The sequence below is a fragment of the Mycobacterium colombiense genome (genome assembly GCF_001665835.1).
GTDB classification, from domain to species: domain Bacteria; phylum Actinomycetota; class Actinomycetes; order Mycobacteriales; family Mycobacteriaceae; genus Mycobacterium; species Mycobacterium colombiense_A.
In genome coordinates, this window is sequence record NZ_LZSX01000062.1 from 53,035 (window position 1) to 65,425 (window position 12,391).

Consider the following 12,391-nt stretch of genomic DNA (forward strand, 5'->3'; position numbering starts at 1 on the left):
CCTCGCAAGGGGCAGTCGACGGGTTCGAGCGCGCCACGGGCAACCCAGTCCACCGGAAAACATCGTAAACGCCCACGCAGAACGTATGTTGAAGATCTGATCCGGAGGAGGGGTACGCGAGGTCGCCGACGTCGATAGGAGAACGGCAGCCATGACGGTAGACAATCTATTCGACGTACCCGAGGCCGCGGCCGATCTGATCGCGCTGCTCGCCGACGAGGGAGTCACGCACTTCTTCATCAACCCCGGAACAGATTCCGCGCCGATCCAGGAGGCGTTGGCGGCGGCGCGCGCCGCCGGCACGCCGAGCCCGCAGGCCGTGTTGTGCGTGCATGAGAGCATCGCCCTGGCGGCGGCCATCGGCCACCACATGGCCAGCGGACGCCCGCAGGCGGTCATGGTGCACGTCGACGCCGGGACGCTGAACATGGGCTGCCAGCTGCACAACGCGCAGCGCAACGGAACTCCGGTGGTGATGTTCGCCGGGCGTACTCCCTACAGCTCGGCGCCGCAGGTGCGCGGTCACCGCGATACGTATATCCATTGGCAGCAGGAGCAACTCGACCAGCCGGCTGTGGTGCGCAACTACGCCAAGTGGCACATGGAGGTGCCCCGCGGCCGCGAGCTGGCCCCGATCGTGCGTCGGGCGTTCCAGGTCGCCCAATCCTGCCCGTCCGGTCCCGCCTACGTCATGCTGCCGCGAGAAGCGTTGATGGAGCCCGGCGTCGGTGCGTTGCCGCGCCGGTTGGCGGCGGCCGTACCACCCGGCCCGGACCCGGGCGCGCTCGGACGGTTGGCGGGAATCCTGGTGGCGGGCAAGCGGGTTGTCATCGTCACGTCCAGGACCGCCGCCGACCCGGGCACCGCGACCGTGCTGGGCCGCATCGCCGAGCTGCTCGGCGCGCCGGTGATCGATCAGGGCGACCGCGCCAACCTGCCGCCGGGGCATCCGCTGCACGTGGTGGGCGACTCCGCCCCGCTGGAAAGCGCCGACACCGTGCTGCTGCTCGACTCCGAGGTGCCCTGGGTGCCGTCGGAACTGGCCCCACCCGCGCACGCCCGCGTGGTGCAGATCGACGGGGATCCGGTCAAACCGAGCATGCCGCTGTGGTCGTATCCGGTCGAGGTCGCGTTGACCGCCGACACCCGCGTGGCCCTGCTGCTGCTCGAACAGACCCTGTTGAGGCTGGCCACCGACGAGTTGCGGGAGAAGTGGGCCGCACGCCGGCAGGCGGCGGAGGCCGAGACCGCCGAACGCGGCCGCGAAGCGATCCGCCGGGCCGCCTCCGACCACCCGGCGGATGTCCCCGATGCGATGCTGGCCGCGCTGGGCCGCGGCCTACCCGACGATGCGGTCGTGGTCCAGGAGGCCGTGACCAACCGGCCGGCCGTGGCGCGGCAGGTGCGCCGGGCGCCCGGGCAGCTGTTCGACACGGGCGCACCGGCTTTGGGCTGGGCGCTCGGCGGCGCCTTCGGGGTCAAACTCGCCCGGCCGGAGGCGCCCGTCGTCGCCATCTGCGGTGACGGTTCCTTCAACTTCGGCGTGCCCACCGCCGCATTGTGGTCGGCGCATCGCCACGGTGCGCCGTTCGTGACGGTCGTCTTGAACAACCAGTCTTACCTGGCGTCCAAACTTCCGGTGATGGGGCTGTACCCGGACGGAGTGTCGGTGCGGGAGAACGACTTCGGCGAAACCCAGCTCGCCCCGGACACCGACTACGCCGCCCTCGCCAAGGCCTGCGGCGGCAGCGGGCGCAGCGTGCACACGCCGGCGGAGATGAGCGAGGCCGTCAAGTGGGCGCTCGACGAGGCCGACCAAGGGCGTTGCGTGGTGCTGGACGTGCGGTTGCCACAACCCTGACGCCGGTCAGTGGTGATGTTCGGATTCCCCGGCGTCGGGGGAGCCGCCCATCATGCGCACCATCGGCAGACCCCCGGACGTGACGAACCGCGCGACCAGGATGGCCGCGAGCGCCAGGAACGCGATGTTGAGCCAGGTCGTGTAGTTCCACGAGATGGACGCCTCGATCACCGTCGCGTTGCGCTGCTTGGGAATGAGATGGGTTGTGCCGAAGATCAATTCGACCAGATATCCGGCGGCCACCATCGCGGCGTAGAAGGTGCCCAGCAGCGTCAGCATCATCTTGGTGCCGTAGTACTTGCGGTAGATGTTCAGGATCGGAAGGATCAGCAGGTCGGCGTAGATGAACGCGATGACGCCGCCGAAGCTGATGCCACCGTTCCACAGCACCGCGGCCAGTGGGACATTGCCGATGGAGCACACGAAGGACACGATCGCCACGATGGGCCCCACGATCGGTCCCCATATCGCCGAGAGGCCCGGGTGATCGGCCAAAAAGAAGACCTGCCAGAACTTTTCGGGAACCCAGGCCCCGACGGCGCCCGCGATCAGCAGGCCCAGGACGAGGTCGCGCAGGATCGCCAGCCACTCCATCACGAACACGTGCGAGACCGAGGTCAGGCCCGCGGGGGAGAACAGCCGTTGCCAGAACGAGCCTTCCCCTTGGATGGACATGTCCATGGCGGCGTGGCCTTCCATCGAGCCGGAGATTCCCCGCTCGGCCTGCTCGCGGGCGGCGTCGACGAGCCGCGATCGCACGAACAGCCGGAACAACACGGCCAGCACCACGATCATCAGTGGGCCGCCGACGAACTCGGCGGCGGTGAACTGCCAGCCCATCAGCAGCGCCAGGATGATGCCCAACTCCACCACCAGGTTGGTGGACCCGATTTCGAACGCCATGGCGGCGGTGAAGTCGGCGCCCTTGCGGAACAGCGATCGCGCCAACGCCACCGCGGCGTACGAGCAGGACGACGACGCCGCACCCAGTCCGGCCGAGACCGCCAGGGTGCGCGGCCGGTCGTCACCCATCAGCGCCACGATCGTGGAGCGGCGCACCACGGCCTGCACCACCGCCGAGAGGGCGAAGCCCAGGATCAGCGCCCACAGGATTTCCCACGTCATCGAGCCCGCCAGCGTCAAAGCGTGCCCGACCGCTGATAGCACCGTCACTGTGTCCTCCCGCGGTTGACCGCTCGTTTCGAGGGCGGCTACGCCCACCCGTGGACTATACCCCTTGGGGGTATAAGTGCTAGGCGAGATGTCGCCGATGCCCCCGTCGCGGCGCGGCGAGACGCGTCGTGCTTGCCAATGTATGACGGCCGGGAATAGTGCCCCAGCCGGCCGCGGCCTAGAATCGCTGGCAAATAGCCGGGCCCCGGCGCGTCGACGCAACTGCCGGGCCTGCGCCCACCCGCATCGACGGGACCCGGCAACGAATATGGATGAACCACCCCGCGTGGCCGCCGTGGCCGCGGTAACAGCGTGAACGGGCGCTTCCTGATGACACTGACTTCCCACCGCCGGGCCGGAAACACCGGACCAGGGCGTGTTGGGCGTCCCCAGCGGGCAAATACCCGACACACCGGCGTCACCACCGCAGTCACAGGGACATCACCAGGCACACTAGTAACAACAGGATCTTTGCAGACGCCAGGAGGGTATGGCCGTGTATCGAGTCTTTGAGGCGCTGGACGAACTCAGCGCCATCGTGGAAGAAGCCCGTGGCGTTCCGATGACGGCCGGCTGCGTGGTGCCGCGCGGCGACGTGCTGGAGTTGATCGACGACATCAAGGACGCGATCCCGGGCGAACTGGACGACGCCCAGGACGTCCTGGACGCGCGCGACTCGATGCTGCAGGACGCCAAGACACACTCCGAGTCCATGGTGTCCTCGGCGACCACCGAGTCCGAGTCGATGCTCAACCATGCCCGCTCGGAGGCCGACCGGCTGCTGTCCGACGCCAAGGCGCAGGCCGACCGGATGGTGAGCGAAGCGCGCCAGCACAGCGAGCGGATGGTCGGCGAGGCCCGCGAAGAGTCGGTGCGCATCGCCACGGCGGCCAAGCGGGAGTACGAGGCCAGCGTCGGCCGCGCCCAGGCCGAAGCCGACCGGCTGCTCGAAAACGGCAACATCTCCTACGAGAAGGCCGTGCAAGAGGGCATCAAGGAGCAGCAGCGCCTGGTCTCGCAGAACAGCGTGGTGGAGGCGGCCAACGCCGAGGCCACTCGGCTCATCGACTCGGCGCACGCCGAGGCCGACCGGCTGCGCGGCGAATGCGACATCTACGTCGACAACAAGCTCGCCGAGTTCGAGGAGTTCCTCAACGGCACCCTGCGGTCGGTGGGGCGCGGTCGTCACCAACTGCGGACGGCGGCCGGGACCCACGACTACGCGGTGCGCTAGCACTTCGCGGCTGTTTGCCGGGCGGGCGCGCCCTGGAATTATGCGGTCAGCGCCGTAGGATTTCCGATATGACGCGGCAACACAGCAGACCATCGGGCCGCGGCGCGGCGTCACGCCTGGCCGCACCGATGGCGTTCGACATCACCCGGCTCGGGCGCCGCCCAGGGGCGATGGTGACCCTGCGGACAACCGTGCCCAGTCCGTCGCGCATCGGCCTGGACATGGTCGCGATCGAGGAGGACGCCCCACTCGAGCTGGATTTACAGATCCAATCGGTGTCCGAGGGCGTCCTTGTGACCGGGACGGTGACCGCGCCCACCGCCGGCGAGTGTTCACGTTGCCTGACCAAGCTCGAGGGGCAGGTGCAGGTGCGGCTCACCGAGCTGTTCGCCTACCCGGACAGCACCACGGAGGCGACCACCGAGGAAGACGAGGTGGGCCACATCGTGGACGACATCATCGACCTCGAGCAGTGCATCGTCGACGCCGTCGGACTGGAACTTCCGTTCGCGCCCGTGTGCACGCCGGACTGCCCCGGGCTGTGCCCCGAATGCGGTGTTTCGCTGGCCGCCGAGCCCGACCACCAGCACGATCGCATCGATCCGCGCTGGGCCAAGCTCGCGGGCATGTTCACCGCGGAGTCGGACGAGCCGCGGGGTGAGCGGTGAGCTCACGGCAACCACTGCTCGACGCCCTCGGGGTTGAGCTGTCCGAGGAAATGCTGTCCCTGGCCCTCACGCATCGCAGCTACGCCTACGAACACGGCGGCCTGCCGACCAACGAACGCCTGGAATTCCTGGGTGACGCCGTGCTTGGCCTGACCATCACCGACGAGCTGTACCACCGGCACCCCGACCGCACGGAGGGTGATCTGGCCAAACTGCGGGCCAGCGTGGTCAACACCCAGGCGCTGGCCGACGTCGGGCGCAAGCTGTGCGACGGGGGCCTCGGCGTCCACCTGATGCTGGGGCGCGGGGAGGCGAACACCGGGGGCGCGGACAAATCGAGCATCCTGGCCGACGGCATGGAATCGCTGCTGGGCGCGATCTACCTCGATCACGGCATCGACGTTGCGCGCGAGGTGATCCTGCGGTTGTTCGGCCCGCTGCTGGACGCCGCGCCGACGCTGGGCGCCGGGCTGGACTGGAAGACCAGCCTGCAGGAACTGACCGCGGCCCGCGGCATGGGCGCGCCCTCCTACGTCGTCACCTCCACCGGGCCCGACCACGACAAGGAATTCACCGCGGTCGTCGTGGTGGCGGACACCGAATACGGCACGGGTATGGGCCGCTCCAAGAAGGAGGCCGAGCAGAAGGCCGCGGCGGCGACCTGGAAGACGCTCGACGTGCTGGACCCCGCGGGGAAAACCAGCGTCTAAATGCCCGAACTGCCCGAGGTCGAGGTGGTGCGCCGCGGCCTGCACGCCCACGTCGTCGGCAAGACGATGACGGCCGTCCGGGTGCATCACCCGCGCGCGGTGCGTCGTCACGAAGCCGGGCCCGCGGACCTCACCGCCCGGCTGCTGAACGCGCGGATCACCGGCACCGATCGGCGCGGCAAGTACCTGTGGCTGCTGCTCGACACCGAACCCGCTGGGCAGGAATCGGATACGGCGCTGGTGGTGCACCTCGGCATGAGCGGGCAGATGCTGCTGGGTGAGGTGCCGCGCGCCGACCACGTCCGGATCTCCGCGCTGCTCGACGACGGGACCGTGCTGAGCTTCGCCGATCAGCGCACCTTCGGTGGATGGATGCTCGCCGATCTGGTCGAGGTGGGCGGCAGCGTGCTGCCGGAGCCCGTCGCGCATCTGGCGCGTGACCCGCTGGATCCCCGTTTCGATGCCGATGCGGTGGTAAAAGTGTTGCGGCGCAAGCACTCCGAGATTAAGCGACAGCTTCTCGATCAGCAGGTGGTGTCCGGCATAGGCAACATCTACGCCGACGAGGCGCTGTGGCGCGCCAAGCTGAACGGCGCCCGGATCGCCGACACGCTGAGTCGCAAGCAGTTGACCGCCGTGCTGGAGGCCGCCGCCGAGGTGATGCGCGATGCGCTGGCCCAGGGCGGGACCTCGTTCGATTCGCTGTACGTCAACGTCAACGGCGAATCCGGATACTTCGACCGATCGCTGGACGCCTACGGTCGCGAGGGCGAAGCCTGCCGTCGTTGCGGGGCGGTGATGCAGCGGGAGAAGTTCATGAACCGCTCCTCGTTCTACTGTCCGAAATGCCAACCGCGACCACGTATTTAAGGGTCTAATCAATCGAAGATGTCGCGGCGCAGCGTCCCGGTGCGCAACGCGGGGTCCACGAACCACTCGTGGCTGAACAGCGCACCGAACACCTGGGGCGGCAACCGCAGCAGCAGCCCGAAGACCTTCGCGGCCAGGCCGGAAGCGCCGATCTGAGAGCGGTGCTCGGCGAATGCGTCGCGCTTCTGGCGCGCAAAGCGAAAGACGTTGACGCGGTGGGTGATTGTGGCGCGCGGCGCGTACGCACCGCGGACGATGTCGCGCTCGTACGGTCCGGGCAGCCGCAACAGGTGGGCGACATCGCTGACGCGGAGCAGCATCTCGCGTGGCATCGTCACCTCGAGCACCCGCGGGGTGGCGGCGAGTTCGGCCGCCCGCTTGCCGACGTGGTGCACCTGGACGTGGTCGCGGTGGCCGTAGCCGCCGTTGGGCTGGTAGCTGAGCAGCAGGTCGGCGTGTTCGTCGCGCAGGATGCCGGCCAACCGCCCGGCGGCCTCGTCGAGATCGGCCCGCCCGAATCGGGTGCGCCCGGGTGGGTCCGGGTAGAACAGCGGGCCGTAGCCGCTGTCGGCATACCCGAGGCACTCCACCCGGTGAGCCCCGAGAATGCTTGCGCTTCGGCGTAATTCGTCGAGCCGGTAGTTGTCGTCCTCGTTGTGGACGCGCCCGTCGGTCGCCGTGACCACGACCACCCGGTGCCCGGCCGCGGCCGCCCGCGCCAGGGTTCCGCCGGTGAGCACGACCTCGTCGTCCGGGTGGGCGTGGAAAGCGACGACGGTGGCCATGCCAAGCAGTATGCCCGCGCGTCCGAGTTCGCCTCGCCCGGTAGAAATAAGCCATGGCCGAACTATGGGTGGAACGCACCGGAACTCGCCGCTACACCGGGTACAGCTCTCGCGGGGCGCAGGTGCTGATCGGTTCCGAGGACGTCGACGGCGTGTTCACGCCCGGTGAGCTGCTCAAGATCGCGCTCGCCGCGTGCAGCGGGATGTCCAGCGACCTGCCGCTGGCCCGCCGGCTGGGCGACGACTACAAGGCGGTCATCAAGGTCTCCGGCGCCGCCGACCGCGAGCAGGAGCGCTATCCGCTGCTCGAGGAGACCCTGGAACTGGACCTGTCGGGCCTGGCCGACGACGAGAGGGAGCGCCTGCTGGTCGTGGTCAACCGGGCCATCGATCAGGTCTGCACCGTCGGGCGCACGCTCAAGTCCGGTACCACCGTCAACTTCGAGGTCAGCTCCGAGGCGAAAAATGTCGGAGCCTGACACCCGGCTTACCGCCTGGGTGCACGGCCAGGTCCAGGGGGTCGGTTTCCGCTGGTGGACGCGCTGCCGCGCGCTGGAACTGGGCCTCACCGGTTACGCGGCCAACCAGGCCGACTGCCGCGTCCTGGTGGTCGCCCAGGGTCCGCGGGCGGCCGGCGAGCAGCTGCTGCACCTGCTGGAAGGCGGCAGGACCTGGCCGTCGCGGCCCGGCCACGTGGACAAGGTGGTCGCGGACTGGTCGCCGCCGCAGGAGCGGTTCGAGGGATTCGTCGAGCGTTGACGGGCACGCCCGCGAGCGCGGTGGGCCCCCCGGGCGTCACATCTGTCACACCGGCACCGGCAAGGCCACAATCCCCTTCTCTCCGTGGCTGATGTGACCACTGTGACCAGTGCGCCGACCGCTCGCAGCGCCGCGATATTTCGGGTCGGCCGACACCCCTCGGTGAAGCCATCCGCGGTGATTTTCAGCGGTAGTCTGGCTCGCCGTGTACCTCAAGAGTCTGACGCTGAAGGGCTTCAAGTCCTTCGCCTCGCCGACGACTCTGCGCTTCGAGCCGGGCATCACCGCCGTCGTCGGGCCCAACGGCTCCGGCAAATCCAACGTCGTCGACGCGCTGGCCTGGGTCATGGGGGAGCAGGGGGCAAAGACGCTGCGCGGCGGCAAGATGGAAGACGTCATCTTCGCCGGGACCTCGTCGCGGGCCCCGCTGGGCCGCGCCGAAGTCACCGTCACCATCGACAACTCCGACAACGCGCTGCCGATCGAATACTCCGAGGTGTCCATCACGCGGCGGATGTTCCGCGACGGCGCCAGCGAGTACGAAATCAACGGCAGCAGTTGCCGTTTGATGGACGTTCAGGAGCTGCTGAGCGACTCCGGGATCGGCCGGGAGATGCACGTCATCGTCGGGCAGGGCAAGCTCGACGAGATCCTGCAATCGCGGCCCGAGGACCGTCGCGCGTTCATCGAAGAAGCCGCGGGTGTGCTCAAGCACCGCAAGCGCAAGGAGAAGGCCCTGCGCAAACTCGACGCGATGCAGGCCAACCTGGCCCGGCTCACCGACCTGACCACCGAATTGCGCCGCCAGCTCAAGCCGCTGGGCCGCCAGGCCGAGGTGGCCCGTCGCGCCCAGACAATCCAGGCCGACCTGCGCGACGCCCGGCTGCGGCTGGCCGCCGATGACCTGGTCAACCGGCAGGGCGAGCGCGAGGCCATCTTCGAGGCCGAGGCCGCCATGCGGCGCGACCACGACCAGGCCTCGTCGCGGCTGGCCGTGGCGTCCGAGGAGCTGACCACCCATGAGACGGCGGTGGGCGAACTGTCGAGCCGGGCCGAGCAGGTTCAGCACACCTGGTTCGCGCTGTCCGCCCTGGCCGAGCGGGTCGCCGCGACCGTGCGCATCGCCAGTGAGCGCGCGCAGCACCTCGATGTGGAGCCGGTCGCCCCCAGCGACACCGATCCCAGAAAGCCCGAGGAGCTGGAAGCCGAGGCCGAGCAGGTCGCGGTCGCCGAGCGGCAGCTGCTCGCCGAACTGGCCGGGGCGCGCACCCGCCTGGACGGCGCCCGCGCCGAATTGGCCGAGCGCGAGCGCGAAGCCGCGGAGGCCGACCGGGCCCACATGGCGGCGGTGCGCGCGGAGGCGGATCGCCGAGAAGGCTTGGCGCGCTTGGCTGGTCAGGTGGAGACGATGCGGGCACGCGTCGAATCGATCGACGACAGCGTGGCGCGCCTGTCCGAACGCATCGAACAGGCCGCCGCCCGCGCGCAGCAGGCCAAGGTGGAATTCGAAACCGTGCAGGCCCGGGTCGGCGAACTCGATCAGGGCGAGGTAGGGCTCGATGAACACCACGAGCGCACCGTCGCCGCGCTGCGGCTGGCCGACGAGCGGGTGGCCGAGCTGCAGTCCGCCGAGCGGGACGCCGAACGCCAGGTGGCGTCGTTGCGGGCCCGCATCGACGCGCTCGCGATCGGGCTCGACCGCAAGGACGGCGCGGCGTGGCTCACCCAGAACCACGGCGGCACAGGGCTTTTGGGGCCGATGGCCAAGCTCGTCAAGGTTCGTTCCGGCTACGAGGCGGCGCTGGCGGCGGTGCTGGGATCGGCGGCCGACGCGCTGGCCGCCGAAAGCTTCGGCGCGGCCCGTTCGGCCGTCGCAGCGCTCAAGGAGGCGGACGGCGGCCGCGCCGCACTGGTGCTGGGCGACTGGCCCGCCGGTCAGCCCGCGCCGCAGCCCGCCCCCGCGGGCGCGCGGTGGGCGCTCGACCTGATCGACGCGCCGGCGCGGCTGCGCGGCGCGATCGCGGCCATGCTCTCCGGTGTCGCGGTGGTCGACGACCTGGACCAGGCGCTGGCCCTGGTGGCGGGGCACTCCCAGCTGCGCGCCGTCACGCTCGACGGTGACCTGGTGGGCGCCGGCTGGGTGAGCGGCGGCTCGGACCGCAAGCTGTCCACGCTCGAGGTGACCTCGGAGATCGACAAGGCCGGCGACGAGCTGACCGCCGCGGAGGCCCGGGTCGCCCAGCTGACCGCAGCGCTGTCCGGCGCGCTGACCGAGCAGGCCGCCCGCCAGGACTCGGCCGAGCAGGCGCTTGCCGCGCTCAACGAGTCCGACAGCGAGATCTCCGGGATGTACGAGCAGCTGGGCCGGCTCGGCCAGGACGCCCGGACGTCCGAGGACGAGTGGAGCAGGCTGCTGCGGCAGCGCGAGGAGCTCGAGGCGGGCCGGACCCAGACCGTCGCCGAAGTCACCGAACTGGAGACCCGGCTGCGCAACGCCCAGGAGACCCAGCACGCGCCGACCGAAGAACCGGTGAACCGTCAGCAGATCGCCGCCGCCACCGAAACCGCCCGCAGCGTCGAGGTGGAGGCCCGGCTGGCGGTGCGGACCGCCGAGGAGCGCGCGAATGCGGTTCGCGGGCGGGCGGATTCACTGCGCCGCGCGGCCGCGGCCGAACGCGAAGCCCGGTTGCGGGCCCAGCAGGCGCGGGCGGCGCGCCTGCGCGCCGCTGCGGTGGCGGCGGCGGTGGCCGACTCCGGGCGCCTCCTGGCGCAGCGGCTGAACGGGGTGATCGACGCCGCCTCGAAGATCCGCGATGCCCTGGCCGCCGAACGCCAGCAACGGGCCTCCGCGATGGCCGCGGTGCGCGACGAGGTGAACGCTTTGAGCGCCCGGGTGGCCGCCCTGACCGACTCGCTGCACCGCGACGAGGTGGCCAATGCTCAGGCGGCCATGCGGATCGAGCAGCTCGAACAGATGGTGCTCGAGCAGTTCGGCATGGCGCCGGCCGACCTGATCGCCGAGTACGGTCCGGAGAATCAGCTGCCGCCCTCCGACCTGGAGATGGCCGAATACGAGCAGGCCAAGGAGCGCGGCGAACAGGTCTTCGCGCCCGCCCCGATTCCCTACGACCGGCCCACCCAGGAGCGCCGGGCCAAGCGGGCCGAGCGTGAGCTGGCCGAACTGGGCAGGGTCAACCCGCTGGCGCTGGAGGAGTTCGCCGCGCTCGAGGAGCGCTACAACTTCCTGTCCACCCAGCTCGAGGACGTCAAGGCCGCTCGCAAGGACCTGCTCGGGGTGGTCGACGAGGTCGACGCCCGCATCCTGCAGGTGTTCAGCGAGGCCTACACCGACGTCGAACGCGAGTTCACCGAGGTCTTCACCGTGCTGTTCCCCGGCGGCGAGGGCCGGCTGCGGCTCACCAACCCCGACGACATGCTCACCACCGGCATCGAGGTCGAGGCCCGCCCGCCGGGCAAGAAGGTCACCCGGCTGTCGCTGCTGTCCGGTGGCGAGAAGGCGCTGACGGCGGTGGCGATGCTGGTCGCGATCTTCCGGGCCCGCCCGTCGCCGTTCTACATCATGGACGAGGTGGAGGCCGCCCTCGACGACACCAATCTGCGGCGGCTGATCTCGCTGTTCGAGCTGTTGCGGGCGCGCTCGCAGCTGCTCATCATCACGCACCAGAAGCCGACGATGGAGGTCGCGGACGCGCTCTACGGCGTGACCATGCAGGGCGACGGCATCACCGCCGTCATCTCCCAGCGGATGCGTGGCCAGCAGGTGGACCAGCTGGTCACCAGTTCGTCGTAGCGGCGGTCGCGAGCGCGGCGTAGCCGGGCGAAGCGGGCCGGCGCCCTTCGTTGTAGCGCTGGTCGCGAGCGCGGCGTAGCCGGGCGAAGCGGGCCGGCGCCCTTCGTCGTAGCGCCCGAAGGTGGTGGCTGCTTGGCGGCCACGCTGCCCCTGAAACAATGTCAGCGTGTCCCAAGGTCTTTGGATCGCCATCGCGGTCGTCGCTGCCCTGGTCGTCATCACCGCGCTGGTCCTGGGCCTGCTGCGGTATCGGCGGCGCCGCATCAGCTTCTCGACCCGGACCGAGCCCGGGGCGATCGACCGGTCAGGCGGCTATACCGCGTCCTCGGGCATCACCTTCAGCCAGACCACGACGGCCGACCGGCTCGACACCACCGGCCTGCCCGCGGTAGGCGACGACGCGACCATTCCGCGCGACGCGCCGCGGCGGACCATCTCCGAGGTCGAACTCCCCGAACCCGCACCCCAGCCGGAGGCCCCGCCGCCACCGGACGTTCAGGCCTGTCTCTTATACACATCT

General features: G+C 69.9%; 10 protein-coding genes and 1 pseudogene. 9 read left to right on the forward strand and 2 right to left on the reverse strand.

The window, feature by feature from the left end; genetic code table 11:
• Positions 1-151 precede the first annotated feature (151 nt).
• The gene (locus A5760_RS12015; protein WP_064880934.1) at positions 152-1,861 is read left to right on the forward strand and encodes a thiamine pyrophosphate-requiring protein; all 1,710 of its coding nucleotides are present in this window, start codon (positions 152-154) and stop codon (positions 1,859-1,861) included.
• A 6-nt stretch (positions 1,862-1,867) separates the two neighbouring features.
• Here the strand turns inward: A5760_RS12015 and A5760_RS12020 are convergent, their stop codons facing one another.
• Entirely contained in the window at positions 1,868-3,082 is a 1,215-nt protein-coding gene (locus A5760_RS12020; protein WP_196772071.1) for a permease, read from the reverse strand.
• 448 nt (positions 3,083-3,530) lie between these two features.
• Between A5760_RS12020 and sepIVA the strand changes: the two genes are divergently transcribed.
• The 4 genes from sepIVA (at position 3,531) to mutM (ending at position 6,516) form a co-directional block, all read left to right on the forward strand.
• On the forward strand, positions 3,531-4,268 hold the full coding sequence (gene sepIVA, locus A5760_RS12025) for a cell division protein SepIVA (RefSeq protein ID WP_064880965.1): 738 nt from the start codon (positions 3,531-3,533) through the stop codon (positions 4,266-4,268).
• Between the two features lie 68 nt (positions 4,269-4,336).
• A complete protein-coding gene (locus A5760_RS12030; RefSeq protein WP_196772072.1) occupies positions 4,337-4,936 on the forward strand; it encodes a YceD family protein in 600 nt (199 codons plus the stop codon).
• Positions 4,933-5,646, forward strand: a complete 714-nt coding sequence (rnc, locus tag A5760_RS12035) for a ribonuclease III (RefSeq protein ID WP_064880939.1) — start codon at positions 4,933-4,935, stop codon at positions 5,644-5,646. The genes A5760_RS12030 and rnc overlap by 4 nt, the downstream gene beginning before the upstream one ends.
• Positions 5,647-6,516, forward strand: a complete 870-nt coding sequence (gene mutM / locus A5760_RS12040) for a DNA-formamidopyrimidine glycosylase (RefSeq protein ID WP_064880942.1) — start codon at positions 5,647-5,649, stop codon at positions 6,514-6,516.
• Between the two features lie 8 nt (positions 6,517-6,524).
• Here mutM and A5760_RS12045 read toward each other — a convergent pair whose 3' ends face one another.
• Positions 6,525-7,301 carry a PIG-L deacetylase family protein gene (locus A5760_RS12045; protein WP_064880944.1) on the reverse strand — a complete coding sequence of 259 codons (777 nt, stop codon included), beginning with the start codon at positions 7,299-7,301 and terminating at the stop codon, positions 6,525-6,527.
• A 53-nt stretch (positions 7,302-7,354) separates the two neighbouring features.
• On the opposite strand from A5760_RS12045, the gene A5760_RS12050 reads away from it, so the two are divergent.
• The 4 genes and pseudogenes from A5760_RS12050 to A5760_RS12065 form a co-directional block, all read left to right on the forward strand.
• Complete coding sequence (locus A5760_RS12050; protein ID WP_064880946.1) at positions 7,355-7,780, forward strand: OsmC family protein; 426 nt, start codon at positions 7,355-7,357, stop codon at positions 7,778-7,780.
• A complete protein-coding gene (locus tag A5760_RS12055) occupies positions 7,767-8,060 on the forward strand; it encodes an acylphosphatase (protein ID WP_064880947.1) in 294 nt (97 codons plus the stop codon). The genes A5760_RS12050 and A5760_RS12055 overlap by 14 nt, the downstream gene beginning before the upstream one ends.
• A 205-nt stretch (positions 8,061-8,265) precedes the next feature.
• Positions 8,266-11,871, forward strand: a complete 3,606-nt coding sequence (smc, locus tag A5760_RS12060; RefSeq protein ID WP_064880949.1) for a chromosome segregation protein SMC — start codon at positions 8,266-8,268, stop codon at positions 11,869-11,871.
• Between the two features lie 166 nt (positions 11,872-12,037).
• Positions 12,038-12,391 (forward strand): annotated as a pseudogene (locus A5760_RS12065) (signal recognition particle-docking protein FtsY); the annotation flags it as partial.

Coding starts and splice junctions, on each gene's coding strand:
- mutM (WP_064880942.1), top strand. CDS start 5,647: ATGCCCGAACTGCCCGAGGTCGAGGTGGTGCGCCGCGGCCTGCACGCC.
- A5760_RS12045 (WP_064880944.1), bottom strand. CDS start 7,301: ATGGCCACCGTCGTCGCTTTCCACGCCCACCCGGACGACGAGGTCGTG.
- A5760_RS12030 (WP_196772072.1), top strand. CDS start 4,337: ATGACGCGGCAACACAGCAGACCATCGGGCCGCGGCGCGGCGTCACGC.
- A5760_RS12050 (WP_064880946.1), top strand. CDS start 7,355: ATGGCCGAACTATGGGTGGAACGCACCGGAACTCGCCGCTACACCGGG.
- A5760_RS12015 (WP_064880934.1), top strand. CDS start 152: ATGACGGTAGACAATCTATTCGACGTACCCGAGGCCGCGGCCGATCTG.
- A5760_RS12055 (WP_064880947.1), top strand. CDS start 7,767: ATGTCGGAGCCTGACACCCGGCTTACCGCCTGGGTGCACGGCCAGGTC.